This is a genomic window from Pseudoflavitalea rhizosphaerae (assembly GCF_003991355.1).
GTDB lineage: Bacteria > Bacteroidota > Bacteroidia > Chitinophagales > Chitinophagaceae > Pseudobacter > Pseudobacter rhizosphaerae.
Genome location: NZ_RCSU01000001.1, coordinates 258,763 through 285,341 on the forward strand (window position 1 = coordinate 258,763; position 26,579 = coordinate 285,341).

Here is a 26,579-nt window from a genome sequence, read left to right on the forward strand (position 1 = left end):
GTGATTATTGAAAAATAGTTTTAAATTTAATAATAAATGTCATTTTGACCTTTATAAAAACGCCATTATGAAATCATTGATAATTCTATTCACTGCGGTATTGATGAGCATTGCGGTTTTTTCGCAAACGAGCTCAATACTGATAAAAGAAGACTTCAAACCTTCCGTGCTCAATCAGCCCGGACAGGAATATCCGCAGGTAAATTCGCAGGGCTATGCCCGGTTCAGGATCATTGCTCCTTATGCAGACAGCGTGAGTGTGAGTCTCGGGCTTGGCGGAAGAGGCGGAACCCGGCTCAAACAAATGCCGGACTCTTCCTGGATGGGTACTACAGAAGGACCGTTGGACGAAGGCTTTCATTATTATAACATAAAGATCGATGGTGGAAAATTCAACGACCCCGGCGCACTTAACTATTACGGCTCTGTTCGTTGGGAAAGCGGGATTGAAATCCCTGCACATGATCAGGATTTCTATTCACTGAAAAATGTACCGCACGGAAATGTGGTACAGGTGCTGTTCCCCTCTCCCAGCACCAATACATCCCGCAGGGCTTTTGTATACACACCTCCGGGATACGATGGTAAATCAAAGAAGAATTATCCCGTATTGTACCTCCAGCATGGATGGGGCGAGGATGAAACTGCCTGGAGTAACCAGGGGCGTGCAAACCTGATCATGGACAATTTGATCGCTGAAGGAAAGATCGAGCCATTCATTATTGTGATGACGTATGGCATGACCAACGATGTCAGGTATGGAGGGATCAGGAGTTTTAAAATAGAACCATTTCAAACCGTACTGATCGATGAATTGATTCCCTATATCGATGCCAATTTCCGCACTATTGCCAAATCATCCCATCGTGCAATGGCAGGCCTTTCCATGGGTGGCATGGAAACCCGTACTATCACACTCAACAATCCATCGATTTTTTCCTTTTATGCATTGATGAGCGGTGGAACCTATACACCTGCTGATATAAAAGATAAATCAGGCGTGAAGCTCATATTCCTGAGCTGCGGAAGTAAAGAGCGGCCGGATGGCGTTAAGAATGCTGTGCTTGAACTTAAAAAGGCCGGCTTCAATGCAGTATCATTTGTTTCTGAAAATACTGCGCATGAGTTTCTGACCTGGAGGCGCAGCCTTCGTGAACTGGCTCCCTTATTGTTTAAATGAAAATACAGGAGAGTAGCTTTTCATGCACAATCTTGCGCTTATTCAAAAAAGGGCACACCGGGGTGTGCATATTTTCTCAGGCCTTCCAGGTTCAGGTCAACACCAATGCCTGGCTTATCCGATATATTTAAAAATCCCTTTTCGATAAAGGGTTTGTCATACGTCACAATCTCTTTCCATTTTTTCACTGTATCGAATTGGCTTTGCCATTCGAGGATATGGAAGTTGGGTACTGCGGCGCAAACATGAGCTGAAGCCATAGCTGCAAGAAAGGACCCAACCATATGCGGCGAAAAAGGCACATAATAGGCATTCGCCAGGTTTGCTATGCGTTGCCCTTCTCCAAGTCCTCCGCACTTTTGAAGATCGGGCATGATTATATCTACTGCGCCTTCCGATAATAAGCGCGTGAAGCCATAGGTGAGATAAAAATTCTCGCCACCACAAATGGGTGTACTGGTTTCCTGCGTGATCGTTTTATATACATCCACATTATCTGCCGGAACAGGTTCCTCCAGCCACATCAGGTTTAATGGCTCCATTATCTTCGCCACCTTTCTTCCCGTTGGTGCATCATAGCGGCCGTGCATATCACAACAGATATCGATATGCGGGCCCACTTCCTTCCGAACAGCAGCAATTGAATTGTACATTCTTTCTACTTCAGCAAGACTTGCCGTCCAGTTCCACCGGTCATATTTGTTGGGATCGTTTGCTTCATCGAGATCAAATTTTATGGCGGTATAACCTTTATCAACCGCAGCCCGCGCCACTTTAGCAAACTCCTCCGGTTTGGGATTCCGAACGGAGTACAACTGGGTATCGCAGTAAACTCTTATCCTATCACGGAATTTACCACCCAGCAATTGATAAACGGGCAGACCTAATGCCTTGCCGCATAAATCCCAGAGGGCAGCATCGAATGCACTCAATACAGCCACGTACATTCCTGACTGTCCACCTCCAAAAAAAGCGCCTTTGCGGAATTGTTCAAAGATCAGGTTAGGGTTCAATGGGCTCCTTCCGTTCAACAGCCTTCCGAGACGTTGCACCAAATGATAAGTTCCACCAACGGCATCTACCGCTTCGCCATATCCCACAATATCCTGGTTGGTGGAAATTTTGATGAACAGTCCACCACCAGCGTAACCACATTTCACATCTGTGATCTTCAGATCAGACGGAGCCGATGATTTGGGCGTTTTATCTATTGCTGCTGTAAGGCCGTTACCGAAAGAGGACAATGCTGCAAGAGGCGTCATGGCCGCTGTTACAGCTGCTGTTGCTATGAATGATCTTCTTGACTTCGACATTGTATTAATTTAATAGTGATAAGCGTTTAAGATTCTTACATATTCCTACCATGTTCTTTCCTTCAGAAATTCCTGGATCTGTTCTTTAGCTACGGGCAATTCATTGATATGATCATTGAGCCATCTGGAAAAATCCTTTTCAATTTCATCCGACCAGCGGGTATCAATCTGCCCGGCAGTGTACTTTCCTTCTTTCAATCGCTGATGACCAAACAGGTCTCTCAACCGGACGATTTCAGAAGTTGTTACTACACGTTCCGCCAATTGCGGCGGAATAAATACCACTACCCCCATTTTCCCCAACACCACATCACCGGGCATTACAGTTACAGTACGGATGCGCGTAGGTCTGTTGATCCCTGTAATCATGGTGGTCAGGTCCCTGTTTGGTCCTGTTCCCGGGTTATGATAGGAAGGATCGTAGCTTGTATAGAATGAGGTGAAGCCGCCGATTTCATTTAATCCTTCCACATCCCTCAATGCGCCGTCGTATACAATTCCATTTCCTGTTTTTGCATAAATAGCATTCCCTACATTATCACCGATGGTAGGTCCGTTTCTCTTTGCGCCAAATTGATCAGCAACATACACATCACCTTTCTGCAGTATTTCCACGGCCCAAACATTTTGCGCTCTTCTGCCTTCTTTTTTGCCCAATGAATCAATTACTTTCCATACATCGGGTCGTCCGGGCATGAATGTTACAGTTACTGCCCGCCCTACAAGTACACTATCAGGATTGATGAGTTCCCATCCTTCTGCAATCTGATACCTGTAACCTGCATTACTGAGCGTAGCCCAGGCCTCTTCCACACTGACTGATCTCATTCTACGAATGATATCTTCCGGAACCTTTGGCCTTCCATCGGGAAACCTTTCACCATTCCATTCAGGAGTAAGCGCAATCAATTCATCTTTGCTTATCTGGACCTGCTGACTGTAAATTGGCAGGCCGGTGCAGACAGCTATCAAAAAAAACAATAAGTATCTGATCATGGTTTTTATTTTAGTTAGGATAATTCCTTTGCCGTTGGTTCATCGCGGGGTGGACGATTGTGCCACCAGCTTGCGAGGGAAGAACCGGTTACATTCATCATGGTGCCAAAGATCACTGAGGCCAGTCCCACAGTAGCTATTTTACCCATACCCCTTGCAAGTGCAGAAGCAAGTCCGGCATTTTGCATACCTACTTCCAGTGCAATGGTGCGGCAATCCCTTTCGGGAAATCTGAACAAACGGGCAGACCAGTAACCTAAAAAATATCCGGAGATATTGTGAATGAATGTGGCAATGATCAGCAGCCCACCGATCTTCAATAAATTATCCCGCCCGGCAGCGGTAATAACAAGCAGCACCAGGGCTATCCCTACCATGGAGATGACCGGCATAATCTTATCGATCCATTTCACTTTTCCACGGACCAAATAATGGAAAGCAAGACCTGCCGCAATAGGAATGATCACGATGATGGTGATATCCCATACCATTGCCCATAAATCGATCTCAACATATCTGCCACCGAGCCATTTCATCAGAAGCGGGGTCAAAAACGGCGCCAGCAAGGTTGAGATAGTAGTAACAGAAACCGACAGTGCAAGATTTGCTTTTGCCAGATAGCACATTACGTTGGATGCAAGTCCGCTGGGGCAACATCCTATCAGAATGATTCCGGCAGCTATCTCGTTCGGGAAATTAAAAAGATGCGCAAGTGTATACCCTACCAAAGGCATGATGATATAGTGGCATACTGTGCCAATGAATACGCCCCTGGGCATGCGCATGACCTGTGCAAAATCTTTAAGGCTTAGTTCAGTTCCCATTCCAAACATGATCACCTGTAAGAGGATGGGAATGAAGAAAGAAGCATTTCTTCCTCCCACAGTTATGAAATGCTGTGGATAATACATGGCAATAGCAGCCACGGCCAGAATGATAACGCTGTACCAATAACCTTTAAACAGCCGGCTTCCGCGGAATGCAAGTGCGATACTTACAAAAAACAAAGCCAGCAAAATCCCCGCCCAACTATGGAAATGCTGAAACGTGGCGAACATAAAGGCCAGCAGGAAAAATAAAGCCGCGATATAACAATAATGATAAACCGATCTATTTAAGACTGCCATACATAGGTGGTTTGAGGTTTATTGAAGGCTGGCTACATTTTCAAAATCAGGCTTCAACCTGCTGCTCAGGGTTTCAAAAATTTCAAAATGCTTCATGTAAATGCCATGATTATTTTTCCCCGGAACATACTGTTCATCCAGCGTTATGCTTCTCGCGGCTTCATCCAGACTTTTGAAAATGCCCATCTCTGTAGCGCTTAACAGGTAAGCACCTGCTCCCACACTGTAATTATGCTGGCTGATACTAACGGGTTTATTGAAAATATCAGCAATGATCTGTGCACACAGGGGAATGGAGGCGAAGCTTCCGTTAATGGATAAGCTATTGATTGTACTATGTTCTTCCAGGATTTTACCGATGCTGTATATTTCGAATAAAATCCCTTCAATAACAGCCCTGACAAAATGATTTCGTTCATGTTTGATATTGATTCCAAAGAAAACGCCTCTGGCATTGGCATCCCAGATAGGCGCCCGTTCTCCAAGCAGATAAGGGAGGAAAAGCAATCCGTCAGATCCGGCTTCCACCTTTGCCGCAACAGCTATGAGATCTTTCATGGTATGTTCCAGGTCAAATGGATTTTTAAAGTCGCCGAATTGTTTGGCGAACCATTCGAAAATGACTCCGCCACTGTTGGTAGGTCCACCAGACACATAACAATTCTCAGTAAGCAGGTAATTGAAGAACCGCTGTTGTTTATCGTTCAATACCTTTTCCCCCACCACTCTCACTGCACCACTGTCTTCAATGGTAATAGTGGCCTTGCTTCCATCCCAAACACCAGCTCCCAGTGTGGCCAGGCAGCCATCACTGGAGCCAACAATCAGTTGTGTATCAGCCGTGAGTCCAAGGGAATTCTGGTAAGCTTTCTTCAACTTTCCGCAGGAAGTAAAAATGGGCACCGGCTCAGCAAGCATATCCTTACTGATTCCCGCAAAGGCCAAAGCTTCTTCTTCCCATTTGATAGTGTGAATATTCAATAATCCTGTTGCTGATGCAAGGCTGTAATCGATCAGGTATCCGCCCGTCAATTGCTGGATCACATAAGTTTTCAACTGGATGAACTTACTGGTATTATTGAACCTTTCTTTATCATTATTCTTGATCCAGGCTATCTTGAACAAGGGAGACATAGGATGCATAGGCGTTCCCGTGGCTGTGTAGATACTGTTGCAGGCCGGAGAATTTTTCAATTGCTGCACTTCTTTTTTGGCCCGGTTATCTGCCCATGTGATTGCATTGCCCAGGGGAACGCCGCTTTTGTCGATTGCCAGCACACTATGCATAGACGCACTGAAACAAATGCTGAGCACCTGTATTTTAGACGGATGAATATGCTCATTCAGGAGGTTCTTCAAAACATACAGCAGCGTGATGAAAATTTGCTCAGGGTCCTGCTCGCTGAAATCAGGTTGAGAATGAAAAGTTGGGTATGATCCTTTCATGGAAGCAATAGTCTTCCCTGAAAGATCAAACGCAACAACCCTTACGGCATTTGTTCCGATCTCGATGGTGATGATGCATTTTTTGACGGATGACATGGCAATGAGTTTAAATATTGTTTTTCCGGAATTGACTGGGTGTATGTCCGGTTAGCTTTTTAAAAGTTGTTGCAAAATGCTGCGACGAATAGAATCCCGTATCAAGGGCGATATCTGTAACCTGCACATCTGGTTTCTTCAATAAGCGGATAGCCTCAGAGATCCTGATATTGATCAGGTAGTTCATGGGGGAAAAGCCCGTGAATTTTTTCACTTTGTCGCTGAAGGCTGTTGTGCCCAAACCTACAAGGGCAGCCATTTCTTCTACTGTCCAGTGATGGGATAGATCCCTTCTCAGTGTTTCTTCCAGTTTTAGAAAAGTCTGAGGGAAGTCGCGCTGTGGATTTTCCTGCTGGGTGAATTTCCTCGTAAGCAGGATCAATAGCTCGTCCAGCAGTTGATTGACCCTGGTAATGTACCCGATTTCCTGGTTGAATAATTCATTTCTCAGACAGGTAAAAATGGGACCAGCTTCCGGCACCCTGGAAAGCACTGGGGTAGGACCCATGAATAACATCTGCCTGACGGAGATCAGTTCCTGGGGAGAAATGTGGCTCCATCCGCCAGGTGAGCGCCTGTTGTTTTTTTCCGGCAAAGGAAATTGCAGATGTAACCAATAAAGCGAACCTATATCAAGATATCCTTTTTCTGCGCACAGGCGATGGCCTGGAAGTATGACACCAAGATCATGAGGATAAAGCGTATACAGTTTCTCGTTGATAACCCAATCAAATTTTCCTTCGAGTATAAAATAGATGCGGAGATGGTTTGAGCAGACATCGGTAAAAGCACTCAGATTGATTGAATTATTTTTCTTTTGCGCAAATTCATGAATATGCGCAAAATGTTCCAGTTCAGGGGAATGATCATTTCGTAATAGAAATTGACTCATCAGCAATCGTTGGCAATTAAATATACATCCGATGACAGAATAAATATCTGTCAATTCCACCAGCATTTTGTACAAAATCCAACAACGAAGAATTTTGGAAGTTTTTATGCTGCTTATGTAACAATATTGTAATGCAAAAAGCCTGGCTTTGGGCTACTTTAATTACGAAACAACTTGCTGTTATGAAGAAAAAAACCTTACTGGCATTCCCGCCAGGTAACCCCTATTCTTTTTTTCTTTTTTTATTCCTGCTCCTGATCACTGCAGCGGCCAATGCCCAGACAGTAACAGGGAAAGTGTTGGATAATGAAAAGAAACCTGTTGATGGAGCAACCATTGCTGTAAAGGGCACATCAAAAGCCACGTCAACAAATGCATCCGGAAACTTTACCATCAATGCGCGCCCTACTGATATCCTGGTTGTAAGCTATATTGGTTTTGCCACACTGGAAGTGCCTGTTAATGGCAGAAATGAAATTGAAGTGAGCCTGTTCAGAGGCGATGGGACCGATTATAGTGAAGTGATCGTAACGGCCCTGGGTGTAAGAAAAGCATCCAAAAAATTGGGGTATGCCACAACCAGTGTGAGCCCTGATGAACTGGTCAGGAACCGGACTGCCAACCTGGGCGAATCACTTGAAGGAAGAGTGGCCGGTCTCAATATTACTCCACCGGCAGCTGGCGCCGGAGCCAGTAACCAAATTCGCATAAGGGGCCAGGTTGGTTTTTCCGGGGCCGACAATTCACCTCTCCTGGTGATTAACGGACTTCCAATAGATCAGGGAGCCAGATTTGCAGAAGGCCGTGATCAGCAGCGTGACCGCGGAGATAACCTTGCCAATATTAATCCCGATGATATCGAAAGCATGACTGTATTGAAAGGCGCTGCTGCGGCTGCGTTATATGGTTCAAGAGCAGCCCGCGGAGCAATCATTATCACTACCAAGTCCGGTCAGAAAAACCAGGGCATCGGAGTTGATTTCACTTCCAGCTATACCAATTCGCAGGCATTGAATTTCATGGACGAAATTGTTCAGACTGAATACGGTCAGGGACAGGGAGGGAACAAGTTCACTACAGCTGAACAGATCCAGGGCAATGGCCAATTCGGATGGGGAGCTAAACTGGATGGCGTACCTACCATCAATTATGATGGAGTGATGCGCCCCTACGCTGCGCATCCCCACCAGCTTTTCGATTTCCTGCAAACAGGGACCAATCTAACCAATACGCTCGCATTATCTGGAGGAGGGGCCAATGGAAGTTTCAGGGCATCCATATCAACCACCAATTCCAAAGGCATTGTACCATCCAATGAATACAAGAGAAGGATCTTCAACATCGGTATCAATCAAACGCTGGTAGATAAAATCAAGCTGTTGCTCAACGTCAACTACGCAGATGAAGATTATATAAACCCTCCGCAAATTGGTACGCAGGGAGACGGCGCTGTGAATTTCTTTACCAGGATGCCTATCTCCACTCCCATTGAAGCGTACAGAGAGCATGCCACGGATCCGGCTACAGGTGCAGAATGGAAAACCAACGGCTTCCAGGGGACCGTCAACAACCCCTACTTTGCCCTTCAGAACGGGCAGAAATACCAGGAAGACAGGAATCGTCTGCTTGGAACGGCTACACTACGCTATGATGTTACCAGCTGGCTCTATGCACAGGGAAGGTTCAATTATGACCGTGGCGATAATTACGCCGAATGGAATACACTCAACGGAACCGGCGCCAATACCGTGATAGCCACTACCACACCCACCATCACATACAGGGGCAGTTACAACCTGAACCATACTACTACCACAGACATCAATGCCGACTTCCTGGTAGGCACCAGTAACCAGTTTGGGAATTTCTCTGTTGACGCCAGTTTTGGTGGCAATACCCTGAGATCAGAATGGAAGAATATTGTGCAAACCACCACCAACTTTACCGTTCCCAATCTATATTCTTACCGGAACGGAACAGTAAAGGGAACGAACGACGGATTCAATTACAGCCAGCAACGCGTTAACTCACTGTACGGCACAGCCGAATTAGGTTTCAAAAACTTCTTATACATCAATGCAACCGGAAGAAACGATTGGTTTTCAATTTTACACCCTGACAATAACAGCAAATTCTATTCTTCCGTTTCAGGTAGCTTTATTTTCTCGGAACTTCTGAAGGACCAGGTTTGGCTTTCCTATGCAAAACTCAGGGCTTCCTGGGCACAGGTAGGAAGTGTTGCTTTGGTGAACCCTTATGACGGTCAGCTGATCTATGGTCTTGGCGCCAACCTGTTCAATGGCCAAACCCTCGCCAGCATTAACGGTACTGCTGCTCCCAATCCATTTTTACAACCTTTTACCGTAACGGAAAAAGAAATAGGACTCGAAACCAGGTTGTTCAATAACAAGTTATTGGTAGACATCGCCGTATTTGATAAAGTAACCACCGATCAAATCATCGATGTCAATCTTTCAACAGCATCGGGCTATGCCACTTCAAAACAAAATGCAGCATCATTGAAGAATAGCGGCCTGGAAACCCTGATCGAATTCAAAGCTGTACAGAATAAAGATTTCAGCTGGACAAGCTCCTGGAACAATGCCTATCTGAAAACAAAGGTCCTGGATGTCGGGAACCCCAGTGGTTCAATCCTTCTGCTCTATTTCAATGGTACAGGTAATGAGTTCCTGGGTGAAATCAGGTATACGGAAGGGTTAGCCATGAACCAGCTGTATACAAGGACCTACAAACGGAACGACAAAGGTGAGATCCTCGTGAGTGGCGCCGGCGCCAACATTGGCCGTCCATTGGCATCCACTACAAATCCTCCGGGTGTTACCGCAGGTTTTCAACCGTTGGGAAGCTCCATTCCAAAGTTCACAGGAGGATGGAACAACAATTTCACCTATAAAAACCTGAGCCTGGGTATACATATCGACTATAAATTCGGAGGCACCGTATTGTCTTCTACCCTGCTGAACATGACAAGACAGGGACATAGTAAACTGTCTCTCCAGGGCCGTGAAAATGGTTATGTTTTCCCCGGCATTGATGAAGTCACCGGCACTGCCAATACTAATGTGATCACTGTTGCCAATAATGGTTTACAGAATTTCTGGACAGACTACAGGAATAACCAGATCGGTGATCCTTTTACGTTCAAGTCTGATTTCGTGAAACTCAGGAATATTTCCCTGGCCTATAATTTCTCCAGCCTCATCAAAAAAGTGGACCTGCTGAAATTCATCAAAGGCCTGTCATTGTCTGCCTCCTGCCGCAATGTGGCAATTCTATACAAAGACCTGCCTGGGCTTGATCCTGAAGCCATCCAGTCATCCGGGGATATCAGGGCCGGATATGAGAATTCAGCCTTGCCTACCACACGTAATTACAACCTAACCTTAAATGTCAAATTCTAACGATATGATCAAAATGATAAATCGACTGGTCCTTATCAGCTGCATTATTTCCCTTGCAGCCTGTGATAAGGATTTCGAAAAAATAAACAAGAATCCTTATGGCGTAATTTCCATCGATCCTTCACTCCTGTTTGCAGGAGCACAAAGGAACCATATCGGCACCTGGAATGCAGAACATATCATCGTACAGCAATTTATTGTTCCGTACAATACCGGAGCGAATGCTGGTTTCAGCTTCAATAAGGATATTGACGGAAATAGCAATACCAAATGGGAGCAATCATATGCCAACACCGGAAATACCGTTTTGGCCAATGGAAACGCGCCTCCCGTCAAAAATCTTATCCAGGCATTGAACCTGCTGGGGCCCAATACTCCACATGTGAATTTACAAAGCATGATCAGGATCTGGAAAGCACAGCTGTTCATGGGCCTCGTAGATAACTACGGAGATATTCCATACTCAGAAGCTGGAAAAGCAGTTTCGGAAGCATTGTTCTTTCCAATATATGATGACGATGCAGCCATCTACGATGATTTATACAAAGAGCTCAAAGAATCGATAGCCGCCCTGAATCCTGGTGGCGAATTTGTATCTGCTGATCTTTTTTATGGCACCAATGCACAGCCATCCACCAAAACATCCAATGCAACTGACCAGGTAGCCAAATGGAAAAAATTAGGTAACTCATTATTGTTAAGACTGGGAATGCGTTATTCCAAAATCAATCCAACAAAAGCAGCGGATATAGTGGCGGAAGCGTTTTCTGGCGGCGTTATGACCTCGAATGCAGACAATGCCTTCGTGAAAAATGATGGTACTGTATTTGCCCAGCAGGATAATCTTGCGCTGCGGAATTTCTCTCAATTCCATTATGCTGCAGAGCCTTTCGTAAACCAATTGAAGTCAACCGCCGACCCCCGCGGCAAATTCATGATAGCGCAATATGCCGATCCCGGCGCCATCGCCAATAATCTTTCCCCGGATGTTACACTGGCCAATCAGTATGGGGTACCCATCGGCGTTACCAGCGACCAGATCCTGGAACCCGGCAGTCCATACAGAGGCGCGCGCGGATCAGGCCTCAACTATTCACAATTCAATGTAAATATTATAGCCGCCCCTGGCGTACCTGAATTCTGGGTTACGTATGCCCAAACATCCCTGCTGCTGGCGGAAGCCGCTAAAAGAGGCTGGATTTCAGGTGGCGATGCCCAGGCTGAAGTATATTATGAGAATGCGATCATCGCTGATATGGCAACGTATGCTCTATATCCCGGTACTACACCTATTTCCAACGGTGATGTAAACACATACCTGCAGCATCCGGATGTAGCGTATTCGCCCGCAGAGGCACTCAGGCTCATCAATACACAATACTGGATCGTCAATATCAGGAACGGTACGGAAGCCTTTGCCAACTTCAGAAGGAGCGGATTCCCCGCCTTAACCCCCAATCCTGTTGCTGGCGACCTTCAAACAATTGGATTTGCAAGAAGGCTTTCTTATCCCGACCTGGAGGCTTCCGCCAACACTGCCAATTATAACGCTGCGGCTGCAGCTATCGGTGGTGATAAATTAAGTTCAAGAGTGTTCTGGGATACACCTTAACGATGGATTAAAAGCAAAACAACCATGATACAAGGCCGGCAAATCATAGGGTTTGATTATTCTGCGGATGGAGACGAAACATTCTATTCCTATAATCCTGCGGAACAACACAACACAAATTACCTTTTCCATAAAGCAACAACCGGAGAAATAAACCTGGCTGTTGATAAAGCTGCTGCCGCATTTCAGATTTACAGAAAAAAAACTGGTGCTGAAAAGGCTGTCTTCCTGACCATGCTGGCAGATGAACTATCAAATACTGGAGATGAACTGATCAAAGTTTGTTGCGAAGAAACCGGCCTCCCTCCCATCAGGATCGAAGGGGAAAGGATGCGAACGGTCAATCAGGTAAAAATGTTCGCAGCATTATTGTCAGAAGGGTCCTGGGTGGATGCGAGAATTGATACAGGTAATCCTGAACGAACACCGTTACCAAAGCCAGATATACGATCCATGCAAATCCCGCTCGGGCCGGTAGTGGTTTTTGGAGCAAGCAACTTCCCGCTGGCTTTTTCGGTTGCCGGAGGAGATACCATCTCTGCCTTCGCAGCAGGTTGTCCGGTAGTGGTGAAAGCCCATCCTGCCCATCCCGCCACATCAGCGATCATCGGCAAACTGATCCAAACAGCAGCACAAAAAATGAATATGCCCGATGGTCTTTTTTCTTTACTCTTCGATAACGGCATCAATGCAGGAGTTCATCTGGTAAAACATCCAGGAATAAAAGCTGTCGCTTTCACAGGCTCCTACAAAGCCGGTAAAGCATTGTTCGATATTGCTGTCAGCAGAAGGGAACCCATTCCCGTGTATGCAGAGATGGGAAGCACCAATCCTGTTTTTATTTTACCGGAAGCGGCAAAACAACGGGGACAGGAAATAGCGGCTGCATATGCGGCATCAGTAACAATGGGTATCGGCCAATTCTGCACCAATCCCGGATTAATGATCTATCAAAAACAGGACGATCATTTTCTACAATTACTGAAAACGGCATTTGAAAAAACGACAGGCGGCGTAATGCTCACGCCCAAAATATTAGACAGTTACAACTCAGGTGTACATCAGCACCTCTCCACTGATGGCGTTGAACAACTGGCGGTTTCAAAATCCTCAGCCGGTAACAGCACAAACATCGCAGTACCTGTATTACTGCAGACCAGCGGCCAGGTCATAAACAGTAATCCTGTTTTAAGCGAAGAGGTCTTTGGCCCAACCGGCATGGCAGTGTTGGCAAACTCGAAAAAAGAAATGCTCGAAATAGCAGAGAATCTTTCAGGCCACCTGACAGCTACTGTTCATGGTACAGAAGAAGAGTTGATCGGGTACCAGCAATTACTGGATGTGCTGGAACAAAAGGCGGGACGTGTGGTGATCAATGGCTTTCCCACAGGCGTGGAAGTAGGTAATGCGATGGTGCATGGCGGCCCCTATCCTTCCACTACAGACAGCAGAACAACATCTGTAGGCACTGCTTCCATCTACCGGTTTACAAGACCTGTCTGTTACCAGAACACGCCGCAGCAGTTATTGCCTCGGGCATTGCAGAACAAAAATGTATTGAAGATCCATCGCCTGATCAATGGAGAGTGGTCAACAAAAGACATTTCCTGAATGAAGAAGGAGAATCCATTAAAAAATAATTACGATGAGCAGAAAATTTAGAAGCTTCGACTGGTTTGGAAAGGATGACAAGATGGGATTCGTGCACCGCTCATGGTTGCGTAACCAGGGATACCCGGACGACTATTTTCGTGGCCGGCCGGTAATTGGCATTTGTAATACCTGGAGTGAACTAACTCCCTGCAATGGCCATCTCAGGGATTTCGCGGAAATAGTGAAGCGCGGTGTAATTGAAGCGGGTGGATTCCCGCTTGAATTTCCTGTTACCTCATTGGGTGAAACCATCATGAAACCAACCACCATGTTATTCCGAAACCTGGTGAGCATGGATACAGAAGAAAGCATCAGGGCCAATCCACTGGATGGCGTGGTATTGCTTACCGGTTGTGATAAAACAACCCCCAGTACAGTCATGGGTGCCTGCAGTGTTGATTTACCTACTATCGTTGTTCCCGGAGGTCCCATGCTGAATGGAAGATTCAAAGGAGAATGCCTGGGATCGGGTTCCTTCAACTGGATGGTAAAAGAAAAAAAACTGAACGAAAATTATACTGCTGAAGATATTCTGGAAGCGGAAATAGGGACAGCCAGGAGCCAGGGACATTGTATGAGTATGGGAACTGCTTCCACCATGGCCTGCATGGTAGAAGCACTGGGACTTACACTTCCGGGAGCTGCAACCATTCCTGCAGTGGATGCAAGGAAAAAGGTAATGGCGCAGTTAAGCGGAAGAAGGATTGTGGAAATGGTGAAAGAGGACCTGAAACTATCAACTATCCTCAACCGTAAGGCATTTGAAAACTCCATCGTCATAAACGCGGCAATAGGCGGGTCAACCAATTTCCTTATCCATCTGCAGGCCATAGCAGGGAGAATTGGAGTAGAACTGAAACTGGAAGATTTTGATCATATTGGCAGCAAGATCCCCTTACTGGTGAACCTCAAACCATCCGGCGAATTTCTGATGGAAGATTTTTACTATGCCGGCGGGTTGCCTGTTGTAATAAATGAAATGAAAGAATATCTTCACAATGAGAGCATAACAGTAAATGGGAAAACCATCGGTGAGAACTACAGTAATACCGTATGCTATAACCGGAATGTTATTGCATCTGTTGACCACCCTCTTCAACACAATGCAGGAATTGCCGTACTGAAAGGAAATCTATGTGTGGATGGCGCCATCATAAAGCCATCCGCTGCTTCAAAGAAATTGATCAAACATCGTGGCCGCGCTGTGGTATTTGAAACAATGGAAGATTATCATGCCCGCATTGACGACCCCGACCTGGACATAGACGAAAACTGTGTGATCGTTCTAAAAACTGTTGGCCCCGTTGGGTATCCGGGAATGCCGGAAGTAGGGAATGTTGACCTGCCGGAAAAATTATTACGAAAAGGTATCACGGATATGATCAGGATCTCAGACGGAAGAATGAGCGGCACAGCTGCCGGGACAGTAGTGCTGCATGTATCACCGGAGTCTGCTATCGGAGGAACATTGGCATTTGTTAAGAATGGAGATATGATTGAGCTGGATGTAGAACAAAGAAGATTGCACCTGGATATCAGTGACGGGGAACTACAGCAGAGAAAAGCAGCCTGGGTGCCGCCGGAACCCATGGCAGCCAGAGGCTACGTGAAAATATATATCGATCATGTACAACAGGCCCATCTTGGCGCTGACCTGGATATTTTACAGGGAAAATCAGGCGACATAGTGAAAAGGGATTTGCATTAAGAAAGGCATTGAAGCAAATATCTGTAAAACAAAAAAAATGAAACTATACAAAACGAATCAGGGAGTTATCATTGAAAATAGCGAAGGCATTTTTATTGTTCAGGTTCAGGACTGGGATAATTTCATTAATGATGACAATTTAGCAAAAACGATTCAATCGCTGCTGGCTTCGGGATATGGCACTAAAAAAGAATCGCTGAACGGCGCTGTGATATTGCCCCCTGTTGGCAAACAGGAATTGTGGGCATGCGGCGTAACTTACCTGCGTAGTAAAGTGGGCAGGCAGGAAGAATCAAAATTGTCCGGCGGTGCAGACTTCTATGCAAAAGTATATGAAGCGGAAAGACCTGAAATATTCTTTAAGGCTACTGCAAACCGGATTGTTGGTCCCGGTGAAAAAGTAAAAATCAGGAAAGACTCCACCTGGGATGTTCCTGAACCAGAGCTCACGCTGGTAGTGACATCATCGGGAAAAATAATTGGCTATACGATCGGGAACGACATGAGCAGCAGAAGTATTGAAGGAGAAAATCCACTTTATCTGCCACAGGCGAAAACCTATGATGCCTGTGCTGCTATCGGCCCCTGCCTTTATATTACTGAAGAGCCACTGGATAAAAACACAATGATAAGTCTCGAGATCATCAGGAACGATGTGATCGAATTCAGCGATAAGATCGCCATCAGCCAGATAAAACGTTCACTGCAGGAATTGGTGGGATATGTATTTCGCGAATGTTCATTCCCCTATGGCTGCCTGATAATGACCGGTACAGGCATTGTTCCAGGTAATGATTTTACATTAAGAGCTGGTGACGAGATCAGGATAACAATTGACAATATCGGAACCCTGGTAAATACAGTAGGCTGATAAAAAGCGCCATATGGAATTAGTTGTTGTTTTCTTTGCTATTTGTCTTCAAATCTTTTTAACCTATAAAAAAGTAAGCCCTTTCCTTTCATTACTTTTTGTAGCAATACTATCCGGCCTTTTCCTGGGAATGGACCCCATGATGATCATTCAATCGATGGAAAAAGGAGTTGGCAACACAATGGGAGGGCTGGCGTTGATCATTTGTCTGGGCGCGATCCTCGGAAAAACACTGGAGATCAGCGGCGCCGCTGAAAGGATCTCGATAACATTGATTACGGGGTTCGGTCAAAAAAATATCCAGTGGGCAGTTTTGCTCACTGGTTTTTTAATTGGGCTTCCCTTATACTATAATGCCGGATTTGTGATTTTGGTACCATTGGTATTTTCCATCGCAAAGAAAGCGCAACTACCTTTATTGTATGTTGCCATACCGATGGCTGCATCCCTGTCCACTACACATTGTTTTTTACCACCTCATCCCAGCCCGGTATTCCTGGTTAATTCATTCCACGCGGATATTGGAAAAACATTGATATACGGACTGATCATTACTATTCCTGTGATCATTATTGCAGGTCCTTTGCTGGGACGTTCCATGAAGCAGATACGCGTTAATATTCAATCTTTCTTTTTATCGGAAGAAAATGATCTGAACAGGAAATTACCGGCAGCATTCCCAAGCTTTCTGATCGGACTATTGCCTGTAATACTGATCACCTGCGCAGTAATAGCAGGTAGCTTTTTGGCTGATAACTTTCTTCGGAAAATCCTTTTGTTCATTGGAGATCCCACTATAGCGCTTTTACTGACCAGTTCGCTGGCTATCTGGTATTTTGGTTTGAAGTCCGGTTATACAATGGAAACAACCATGAAGTGGTTGAGCGATGCCATTTCCGGGATCTCTGTGATCTTATTGATCATTACTGCGGGTGGGATCTTCAAGCAGGTACTTCAGGATAGTGGTACTGACCGATACATATCCTCTTTCAGTGAAAGATGGGATATGCCTCCGTTGGTTTTCGGTTGGGCTATTACTGCATTGCTGAGAGTTGCTATCGGTTCTGCAACAGTTGCCGGTATCACGGCAGCTGGCGTTGTTACGCCCCTGGTGGCAGCGGGAGGAGTATCGCCGGAACTCATGGTACTGGCCGTGGGTGCCGGAAGCGTGTTTGGTTCGCATATCAATGATTCAGGATTCTGGATGTTCAAGGAATTCTTCCATCTTTCACTGAAGCAAACATTTTTGTCGTGGACAGTAATGGAAACCTCTATTTCAATTATCGGACTGCTTGGCGTGTTGTTGCTGGATAATATAATTTAGTGATTGATGGCAAATCCCATCCATCACATGACTATTCCGGATAACTAAAAGGCTATGGATATTGGCGCCTTTTTTTGCAGCTCCCTGATACCATTTGATAATGTATGTGAGTTTATCGTTTCACTAACCGTAAATAAAAAACTTTTCCGGCAGTTGTGCCTGGCAACGATTGAAATTTCACGCGAACAAACTCTTTACCTTTCAGCATTTCTGCAGGTATCGGATACTCTATATCAAAATAGGTGGATTGGTTCCATCGGCCGGTATTGTCCTCTGCAACAAATTGCTGGTCATCGATAAAGATCTTAAAACTCCTGTTGCCCCATTCGCTGCCCCAGTAACGAACCCTCAATGTCAACTGCTCTTCATTCTTTGTATTCATTTGATAACTGAAGTACCCGCCATTGGAAGCTTCACGCCAGAAGGCATCCATGGTATTGCCTGAACGGGACCCCTCTTGCATGAGCATATGATCAATCTCCGGTTGCTGCTCACCGGGAGCAATATAGTCTACTGTACGTTTTTCCAGGAGCATCCGTTCCTTTTCAATTACCGACAGGGAATCGAGATAACCTTTGTACTGGCCATTGCTCAAAGCCATCCAGTAAATCATGTACCGTGCATCATGTATCCCATAAAAAGGTTCCAGCTCTATCTTTACAGGATTGATCATTTTAATTTCAGGAAAAGTAAAATGAAGCGGACGGCCCTTTACCGGTTCTAATCCATCTATCACCCGGGTAAAATTATCTGAAACAAGGATCGGCGCTTTGTTGATGGGTAATTTTTCTCCGCCGGCAATATGCGACCATCGTCCGTCATCTGCTACCAGTCCGGAAAGGTTTCCGGTACCCGATTTTGCTCCCAATAGAATTGGGCCATGCATGATTGCTTTATACGCAGGAACATTCGGCAACTGCTCGATGGAATTATGCATGGGCAGGATCACCTGCACCATATCGCCTTTTTTCCAGGTCCTGTTGATGGCTACATATGAACCCGGATGCTGTTGATAGTCAACTTTCTTTCCGTTTACAAGTATTTTCAACGCTCCCTTCTTTACCCATCCGGGGTAGCGGACCATCATTGTAAAATGCGACATGCCCGAAACGATGGAAAGTTTTGTATGCTCTTCTTCCGGAAAATTTGTTTCCTGCCTGATCACCATCTTTCTATTCTTCCATTCGAGTTCTGAAGCTGTAAAAAGATTTACAAAAAGAGAATCCTGCCTTTGTGTATAAATGAGCCTGTTGTATTGGCCATGATTTTCCATGCCCGTTCCCACACAGCACCACATTGCCTCATTGGGTGCAGAGTATACCCGGTAATGCCTGGGGCGGAGCGGTGTAAAATAAACATATCCTCCATGAACAGGATGTTGTGTGGAAAGTATATGATTGTACAATGTTCTTTCGTAATAATCCATATACTTTGCCGAAGGTGTTCCGCGAAACAGGTCCTCCGTGAGTTTGAGCATATTGTTAGAATTGCAGGACTCTGGCCCTTCCACGTCTGTAACCATATCCATACAGGCTGCTTTTGCAGGAAAGAACTCCCGCCTGCTATTGCCCCCGAATGCGACAGTTCGGTTACCGGTCACCGTTTCCCAGAAGAAACTGCCTGCTTTTTTGAAAATACTGTCATGCGACAATTCTCCTATCCGTTGAAATCCGACTGCCTTCGGCACCTGTGTATTGGCATGTTTGTTATCAAGGTTGTCTATCCCCGCTGCCATAGGCTCCAGCAGCATCTTATGTGAAAATCCTTTGGCTGCCAGCAGGTATTTTTCCTGACCGGTCATTTGGAAGGCATCAGCCATCACTTCGTTCATACCTCCGTGTTCTGTGTCGAGTATCGATTGCATTTGAGTATCCGTCAATCCGCCCGTGATATCGATGGCCCAATCGCAAAAGGAAAGGAATAGTGTTTTAGCTTCCTGGTTGCCGGTGTAAAGCCAGGCATCCCTAAGTCCCGCAAAGAGCTTATGCAAATTGTACCATGGCACCCAGGCAGCCCTGTAAGCCCTGAAATCGCCCACCCTGAATGCAGACCAGATAGAATCGCTATTGGGCACACCACCCAGATAACCTTTACCCCATTCCTGGTGGCGCCTCGTATTTTCCTGCTGACATGCTTTCAGTTCTGCAATCATATAAAGCATCCGCTTCTTACATTCAGCATTCTGCGAGGTTGCATAATGCATGGCAAGAGCCGATAGATAATGCCCTCCTATATGCCCATCCAATCCTTCCCAGTTGGAATAACCGGAAGCCCGCGCTGGCAATCCCGCTTCTTTCCTGAATGGCGCCAGCAGTCTGTCTGTATCGTATGACAACAACACCCGGATATTAAGGTCCCTGGCCCGTTTGAAGGGACCATCCAGCAAGCGGATATCCTTTAACGGAAAACTGTTATAGTATAAACTATCCTGTGCCTGAACTGCATATCCTGGCAGCATAGTCGCACTCAATAAAAATATTCCAATGGCATTTTTGATATTCATCCTCAGCAATTATTTGGAGTTTGAAAGCACCTGATCAAAAGCAATATAAGTTTACGAAGAATACTTTATCAGCATTTTTAAAATTTGAGACAAATCAACCATTCCGGACAATTTTGATCAGGTGAAAAAATGAAGGAACAACTTATTTTTGATCTCATGCAACACAAGAATTTGTACAGGACCTTCTTCCCACTCCGGACTCTGTTGACCGGCATAGCCATTATGCTGGTAATCTATTCTACCAAAGCACAATCCTCCGGCATTACAAGCCCCGACAAAGAAATAGCAGTAATACTTCAGACCGCTGATGGAAAAATAACCTGGCAGGCATCGCATCACAATAAACTGGTCATTCATCCTTCAGCGCTTGGCCTGTCCATTACTCCGGATGCCCCTGCTGGGGCATGGCGGTTTGACAGCAGTTCTGCAGTGACGGAGGTCAATGAAAAATATGAGTTGTTCACTGGCAAGAAAAGTCAAATCAATTATAAGGCAAACAAGAAGACATTCTATTACAGTGATACCTCAGGCAGGCCGCTACATATTATCTACCAGGTTTCCAATGACGGCATTGGATTCCGGTACTATATACCTGCCCATGATACAATACATATTTTTGATGAGCTCACTACTTTCACTTTCGATACCAGTACCCGCGCATTCCTGCAGCCCATGCAGACAGCCAAGACAGGTTTTGAAAGCACCAACCCGGCTTATGAAGACAATTACCGTCAAAATATTCCCGTAACCAGTGCATCACCTACGGGATGGGTCTATCCAGCACTCTTCAAACAAAACGATGATACCTGGGTCCTGATTTCAGAGGCAGCACTGGATGGAAAATATTGCGGCACACGCCTGAAGAATGAACAACTGTCCCCTGCATATAAAATAACATTCCCGGACCCGCGTGAAACCATGGAAATTGATGGATTATTACCACGCTCTGCAGGATCTTTCTTTTCTCCCTGGCGCGTGATCACCATTGGCTCACTGAAGAACATTGTGGAATCAACACTTGGAACAGATCTTGCGCCTCCTGCTGCGCTTACTGATCACCGGTTTATTAAACCAGGAAAAGCATCCTGGAGCTGGATAATGTCGAAGGATGATTCGATCGTTTATTCCGAGCAAAAAAGATACATTGATTTTGCAGCTGACATGAAATGGGAGTACTGCCTGATAGATGCCAACTGGGACAAGAATATCGGATATGACCGTATGAGGGAACTGGCAGCTTATGCAAATTCAAAAAAAGTGGGATTGTTATTATGGTATAATTCTGCTGGTAACTGGAATACAGTGAAGATGACACCCAAAGACAAATTATTGACTTCTCAAAGCAGGCGCGAAGAATTTACCCAGCTGAAAAGTATGGGCATTAAAGGTATTAAAGTTGATTTCTTCGGTGGAGATGGACGGTCTGTGATCCAATATTATATTGATATTTTGAATGATGCAGCTGAAGCAGGTTTGCTGGTCAATTTTCACGGCGCCACTTTGCCGCGCGGATGGAGCCGGACTTACCCGCACCTAGTGACAACAGAGGCGGTAAAGGGGTTTGAAATGATCACCTTTAACCAGCGCGATGCAGACAATGAGGCCAATCATGCCGCTATGCTCCCATTCACCAGGAATGTTTTCGATCCTATGGATTTTACGCCCACTAATCTGTATAAGATCCAATCTCATGTTCAACGGAAAACCACCGGCGCCTTTGAGCTGGCAACATCAGTAATTTATTTATCCGGCATTCAGCATATTGCAGAGTCGCCTGCAGGTATGAGCCAGGTGCCGTTAATGGTCAAGCGATTCATGCAACAGCTTCCTGACCGTTGGGAAGAGGTACGGTTCCTGGAAGGCTATCCGGGTAAATACATCGTTATTGCACGAAGGGCGGGGAAGAAATGGTATATCGCCGGCATCAATGGTGAAAATACTCCAAGAAAAGTGCAGTTCAATCTGTCATCATTTAAATCAGGCAAAGCAACCTGTATCAAGGATGGAAGCACAAAAATGGATTTCGCAACTGTAACACTGAACCCTGCTGCGCTTACCAGCCTGGAGATGCAGGGCGCAGGAGGTTTTGTTATTGTGCTGGAGTAGTTTTCAGCGATGGAATGTGAGATTGATTGAGTACCATTTCCATTCGCTGGTAATTGCCAGGGGTTACCTTATATTGTTTAAGGAACATTTTTCCAAAACTGCTTTGAGTTGTATATCCAAGCATTCTGGCCACCTGGAATGCTCTGTACCTTCCTTCGGCCAGTAATTCAGCTGCCTTCTCCATTCTGGCCTCGTTGATCCATTCATTGGGAGTGAGACCCGTTACGCCTTTCAATTTTCTATAAAGCGTTGCACGGCTCATATGCATGAGTGTTGCCAGGTGTTTGACATCGTTCTTCTTGTTGTGGAACAGGGCAGATTTGCATTCATTCAGTTTGAGCAACAATTCTTTTTGCTCCTGACATGCAACAATATTAACCGGAAATTTATTACGAACATTCAATTTACCAGCGGAGGGAGGAATGGTCATTACGTGGATACCCATGTAAAAAATCGTTTTGAGGGCGCAAGCCGGCCCGGGTCTTTATCATTGGATAACAGACTCAAAACTAATAGCTCCTCTTTTCCGGCCATGCTTCATTTGTGGGAATTACTGTCACAAATGTTAATGATCAGCCTACATGGGCAGCCTGCAGAGGGCGCCCGGCAAAAACAGCATACCAGTTTGCTGTGGGGTTGACTAAAAAGGTCAGACGCTGAATGTTGGGGAGCCCACTCGTTCGCCTCTGGCGAATGACTGCCAACTCTCCGCCCTTTTTAATCAGCCCCGTATACACAGGATCACCCCCGATCCGCAGGTTACTGTTCTTCAGCACCCGCAATTCAACAATCGGGTATTTGAAAGTGAGCTCCGCAATTATAACACTGCTTGCAGATGATATGCCGGAGGCAACAAGAGAGAGTTCAGATGGACTGGTTTATATTGATGCGTTTCAAGCAATCAGCAAAGTTCCCAATCAACTCCTCGCTGTAGCTGAAGAAAATGGAAGGTTAGCCGGAACGCTGCAACCGTAAAAGTGAAAAAATCATTTCCCGAACTTCTTCACCACCCAGGGTAATGTCAAACCTTGCCCCAGCAAGGAAAGCAGCACAACGGCAATGGAAATGAAAATGATCTCATTCCGCATCGGGAAAGGTTCGCCGTTCTCCAGCGTGATGGGAAGGCCAAGCGCGATAGCCAGAGAAACGATCCCCCGCATCCCGGACCAGGTAATGATGAAACTGGTTTTGGAATCGAATAATGCTTCTTCACTGATATGGCGTTTACCCCGGAAACCCCTTTGCAGGTTGAATTGCTGCCAGTACACCCTGATCATCCGGATCAGCAGCGCTGCAAGCGCTATCACCAATGCATAACCGATAAACGGCCATACATGCGCCTCCTGCAACTGCTTCAATACAAGGGGGAACTCCAATCCGATCAATAAAAAGATCAGGCCATTGAGCAGGAAGATGATCACGTCCCAGAAATGTTTTGATTGAGCCTTGATCCTTTCAGGGAATTTTTCCCTGCTCAGTCTCGACATTCCCAATCCCAATACCACTACAGCAATCACACCCGATACATCAAGATGTTCGGCCAACAGGTAAGTGACGAAAGGCATCAATAGCATAAGGCTGATGATCACCAGGTCATTGTTGCGGAAAAAACGCAGGGCGAACGACAATGTTTTCACCAGGACCAATCCAACCAGGAATCCTCCTCCCAATACAACCAGGAATTGCAGCAATGCCTTCCAGGTAACAAAAGCGATCCCGGTTACCGCAGCAACAGCAAATCGGTAGGCCACCAGAGCAGATGCATCGTTCACGAGGCTTTCACCTTCCAGGATGGTGACAGTTTTGTGTGGAAGGCCGAGTCCTTTGGTAATACCGATGGCTGCCACAGCATCCGTTGCAGATAGGATGGCGCCCAATACGAAAGCCAGTGGCCAGGTCATGCCCGGGATCATGTAATACGCCACAGCTGCAATACCTGCGGTGGTAATAAAAACCAAACCGATGGCAAGGGTACTGATGGTATTGATATTTGTTTTGAAATCCTTGAAGGAAATATTGAAAGCCGCATCGTAAAGCAAGGGAGGGAGGAACAACAGCATGATGATTTCCGGGTTCAGGTCCAGGACCGGCATGGCGGGCACAAACCCGATCACGATCCCAACAACCAGCAGCATCACCGGCACGGCCACTTTGATCTTCTCAGCAAAACCCGATGCAACGATCATGAGGGCCATGATCAGCAGTATGACGGCATAGTTTTCCATTCCTTTTTATTTAATCCAATATACTATTTCTGAATGACCATCTCCTTCCATGAACCCTGGTAAAGGAATATGCCGACAGCTTCAATTTAGATACCAGCAGCTCAATCCAACAGGAGCAGCACAATATCTTCATAGCCCATTCTTTCGGCCCAGGCAGCGGGTTGGGCCCATAGGATATGTTTGGGGGCAAATGCATCGGCGCCTTCCTGCAGAAGGAAAGCCACCATACTGCGCTGTCCTTTACGGGCGGCCCAGCCCATCGGCGTAGAGGAATAATCAGATTCAATGGCATTGATGCTGGCGCCGTATTCGAGACAGAGTGCTGCCAATTCGATATTACCTTCCGATGCTGCACGGTGAAGCGGTGTAATGCCCAGCCAGTCGGCATTATTGGGATTCAATCCATTCTTCATCAGCCACCTTGCAAAATTGACATTGGAGATACTTCCCAGCGGATGCTTTTTCAAGAGCTCAGGTTGATAACGAAGTAATAATTCAACAACCAGTTGATGTCCTTCTCCGATCGCCGCATCCAGTGCTTCCGGTGGCACATGTAATTGGGGGTTTGCCTGGAACACCTGCGACAACTCTTCCAGGTTATTGTAATAGCATAACAGTTCCACTGTTTGAGCTCCGCCGTACAGTGCAAGGAGGTTGATCAGCCCGGGAGGAGCGTTGCATGTTTTGGCGCGCGACATACAATTACCGGAAGACTCTACAGCCGCGTTTGGATCAGCACCATGTTCCAGCAGTAATTGAGCAATCAGCCGGTGATGGCCTCCTATTGCAGCATGCAATGCGCCACCGCGCGGAGCTATATCGAGCTCGGGAAAATTAGGGTCAGCCCCTCTTTCGAGTAGCAATTGAACGGTGGCCAGATGGCCTGCTCCTGCTGCATTCCGCAGCGCATAACCGGAATAGTAAGAAACATAATCAGGAAGTTTTTTGACGAGTGACGGGTCTGCATCAAGGAGTTCCCTGACGCGTCCGGCATCTCCGAATTTAGCCGCCACACTGAGATCATATGAGGCTCCGCATGCGATCAGGTAGCCTGCTACAACTTCGTGTCTTTGGATCGATTGCGGGGGAAGGTCGCGGTACCAGCTCCGGTAATGGTAATCGCCGTTTGTGAGATCGAGTGGACGCGCCCCATCCGGCCTTTGCGCGTTGATATCTGCACCTTGCTCCAATAGGTAGCGGATGAAGGATAACTGACGGGTAAGCACAGCCCAGTGAATAGCTTTGTTACCGAAAGAATCAGCGGCATTGATCAGTGAAGGTTGATTTTCGATCATTTTCTGCAGGGCAGTCAGATCCCCTTGTTTGATAGTGGATGACACGGTTTCAGCTTCAGGGCGTATGTCGTACAGCTCTAGTAAGAGTTTTTCAACGAAATCTGCCAAAACATGATTACCTCTCTCACGGGCAATCTCTGGCAAACGTCCGGGATTAGAAGGGGGTCTGGGTGTATTTTTCAGCAGGAATTCCACTAATTGCGGGTGATTTTCCCGGATAGCAAAATAGAGAGGAAAGTAATAATGATAAGAGCAGTGCAGTAATCCCGGTTCTTGTTTCAATAATTGTTTGACGTGATGAAGGTCTCCTGTGATGGCAGCGGTGAGCATTTGCCAAACACTGGTTCCTTTGCCCTGCCACCAGGGTTGCCATTCATCGGAAAGTAGGTCTTCCGGCTGACGCATTATCGAAATCCGGGGATCCTGTTGCTGATTCATACAAATTGATTGGGAATAAGGTCTTGCAATAATTTACGAAAATCCGGGAAGAAAATACGGAAAGCGGCCTGGTATTTGGGTTTGAATGCGAATGGAGAATTTGATGCAGAGGGCCCAGGGCAAACAATCATATTATATTTTTTAAATATACCAAATAACCTTATCCAGATCCTGCGGTAATGCAATCGGGGAAGAATTTTTCGCATTCAGCCCATAACACCCCTTCTCTCACAATTTTACAGGGAAAAAATTCGATTTAACCTTTCTATTTCCTTGATTCCAATCAATTTTTTTGAAAATTTTTATAAATTGGATAGTTAAAGAAATAAATTGGAGTAATTTTTCAATGCTAAGTGTTAACCCCTATCCAAG

The 26,579-nt window shown here is 45.9% G+C and carries 17 protein-coding genes; 8 read left to right on the forward strand and 9 right to left on the reverse strand.

Translation table 11 applies throughout. From position 1 onward, the window contains the following. Positions 1 to 67 precede the first annotated feature (67 nt). Positions 68 to 1,180: an alpha/beta hydrolase-fold protein gene (locus D9Y29_RS01000; protein WP_127124570.1), complete on the forward strand. Its 1,113-nt coding sequence runs from the start codon at positions 68 to 70 to the stop codon at positions 1,178 to 1,180. A gap of 38 nt (positions 1,181 to 1,218) precedes the next feature. Here D9Y29_RS01000 and D9Y29_RS01005 read toward each other — a convergent pair whose 3' ends face one another. The 5 genes from D9Y29_RS01005 to D9Y29_RS01025 are packed head-to-tail and all read right to left on the reverse strand — an operon-like array spanning position 1,219 to position 7,050. Next, positions 1,219 to 2,493, reverse strand: coding sequence for a mandelate racemase/muconate lactonizing enzyme family protein (locus D9Y29_RS01005; RefSeq protein WP_127124571.1), 1,275 nt, complete (start codon positions 2,491 to 2,493; stop codon positions 1,219 to 1,221). A gap of 45 nt (positions 2,494 to 2,538) precedes the next feature. Continuing rightward, positions 2,539 to 3,489: an RraA family protein gene (locus D9Y29_RS01010; RefSeq protein WP_127124572.1), complete on the reverse strand. Its 951-nt coding sequence runs from the start codon at positions 3,487 to 3,489 to the stop codon at positions 2,539 to 2,541. Between the two features lie 14 nt (positions 3,490 to 3,503). Beyond that, positions 3,504 to 4,616 carry a bile acid:sodium symporter family protein gene (locus D9Y29_RS01015; RefSeq protein ID WP_127124573.1) on the reverse strand — a complete coding sequence of 371 codons (1,113 nt, stop codon included), beginning with the start codon at positions 4,614 to 4,616 and terminating at the stop codon, positions 3,504 to 3,506. Positions 4,617 to 4,634: 18 nt separating this feature from the next. After that, the gene (locus D9Y29_RS01020; RefSeq protein ID WP_127124574.1) at positions 4,635 to 6,158 is read right to left on the reverse strand and encodes a gluconokinase; all 1,524 of its coding nucleotides are present in this window, start codon (positions 6,156 to 6,158) and stop codon (positions 4,635 to 4,637) included. Between the two features lie 10 nt (positions 6,159 to 6,168). Next, the gene (locus D9Y29_RS01025; RefSeq protein WP_127124575.1) at positions 6,169 to 7,050 is read right to left on the reverse strand and encodes a helix-turn-helix transcriptional regulator; all 882 of its coding nucleotides are present in this window, start codon (positions 7,048 to 7,050) and stop codon (positions 6,169 to 6,171) included. A gap of 182 nt (positions 7,051 to 7,232) precedes the next feature. On the opposite strand from D9Y29_RS01025, the gene D9Y29_RS01030 reads away from it, so the two are divergent. Genes D9Y29_RS01030 through D9Y29_RS01055 form a run of 6 tightly spaced genes read left to right on the forward strand, consistent with a single transcriptional unit; the run spans position 7,233 to position 17,640 of the window. Next, entirely contained in the window at positions 7,233 to 10,472 is a 3,240-nt protein-coding gene (locus D9Y29_RS01030) for a SusC/RagA family TonB-linked outer membrane protein (protein ID WP_164735190.1), read from the forward strand. Positions 10,473 to 10,476: 4 nt separating this feature from the next. Further along, positions 10,477 to 12,084 (forward strand): SusD/RagB family nutrient-binding outer membrane lipoprotein, encoded by a 1,608-nt coding sequence (locus D9Y29_RS01035; protein WP_127124577.1) that lies wholly within the window; start codon positions 10,477 to 10,479, stop codon positions 12,082 to 12,084. 24 nt (positions 12,085 to 12,108) lie between these two features. Further along, on the forward strand, positions 12,109 to 13,695 hold the full coding sequence (locus D9Y29_RS01040) for an aldehyde dehydrogenase (NADP(+)) (protein ID WP_127124578.1): 1,587 nt from the start codon (positions 12,109 to 12,111) through the stop codon (positions 13,693 to 13,695). 34 nt (positions 13,696 to 13,729) lie between these two features. Beyond that, complete coding sequence (locus D9Y29_RS01045) at positions 13,730 to 15,445, forward strand: IlvD/Edd family dehydratase (RefSeq protein WP_127124579.1); 1,716 nt, start codon at positions 13,730 to 13,732, stop codon at positions 15,443 to 15,445. 37 nt (positions 15,446 to 15,482) lie between these two features. Further along, positions 15,483 to 16,316 (forward strand): fumarylacetoacetate hydrolase family protein, encoded by an 834-nt coding sequence (locus D9Y29_RS01050; RefSeq protein ID WP_127124580.1) that lies wholly within the window; start codon positions 15,483 to 15,485, stop codon positions 16,314 to 16,316. Between the two features lie 13 nt (positions 16,317 to 16,329). After that, the gene (locus D9Y29_RS01055) at positions 16,330 to 17,640 is read left to right on the forward strand and encodes a gluconate:H+ symporter (RefSeq protein ID WP_127124581.1); all 1,311 of its coding nucleotides are present in this window, start codon (positions 16,330 to 16,332) and stop codon (positions 17,638 to 17,640) included. 112 nt (positions 17,641 to 17,752) lie between these two features. Here the strand turns inward: D9Y29_RS01055 and D9Y29_RS01060 are convergent, their stop codons facing one another. Then, positions 17,753 to 20,143: a glycoside hydrolase family 127 protein gene (locus D9Y29_RS01060; RefSeq protein ID WP_206513680.1), complete on the reverse strand. Its 2,391-nt coding sequence runs from the start codon at positions 20,141 to 20,143 to the stop codon at positions 17,753 to 17,755. A gap of 129 nt (positions 20,144 to 20,272) precedes the next feature. Between D9Y29_RS01060 and D9Y29_RS01065 the strand changes: the two genes are divergently transcribed. Next, a complete protein-coding gene (locus tag D9Y29_RS01065) occupies positions 20,273 to 22,249 on the forward strand; it encodes a glycoside hydrolase family 97 protein (RefSeq protein WP_241237819.1) in 1,977 nt (658 codons plus the stop codon). On the opposite strand, the gene D9Y29_RS01070 is transcribed toward D9Y29_RS01065, so the two are convergent. From D9Y29_RS01070 to D9Y29_RS01080, 3 genes are all read right to left on the reverse strand, one after another. Further along, positions 22,233 to 22,694 (reverse strand): helix-turn-helix domain-containing protein, encoded by a 462-nt coding sequence (locus D9Y29_RS01070; protein WP_127124582.1) that lies wholly within the window; start codon positions 22,692 to 22,694, stop codon positions 22,233 to 22,235. The two genes, D9Y29_RS01065 and D9Y29_RS01070, sit on opposite strands and share 17 nt — an antisense overlap. Positions 22,695 to 23,235: 541 nt before the next feature. Further along, positions 23,236 to 24,474, reverse strand: coding sequence for a Na+/H+ antiporter (locus tag D9Y29_RS01075; protein WP_127124583.1), 1,239 nt, complete (start codon positions 24,472 to 24,474; stop codon positions 23,236 to 23,238). A gap of 101 nt (positions 24,475 to 24,575) precedes the next feature. Next, the gene (locus D9Y29_RS01080; RefSeq protein ID WP_127124584.1) at positions 24,576 to 26,207 is read right to left on the reverse strand and encodes an ankyrin repeat domain-containing protein; all 1,632 of its coding nucleotides are present in this window, start codon (positions 26,205 to 26,207) and stop codon (positions 24,576 to 24,578) included. Between the last annotated feature and the right edge of the window lie 372 nt (positions 26,208 to 26,579).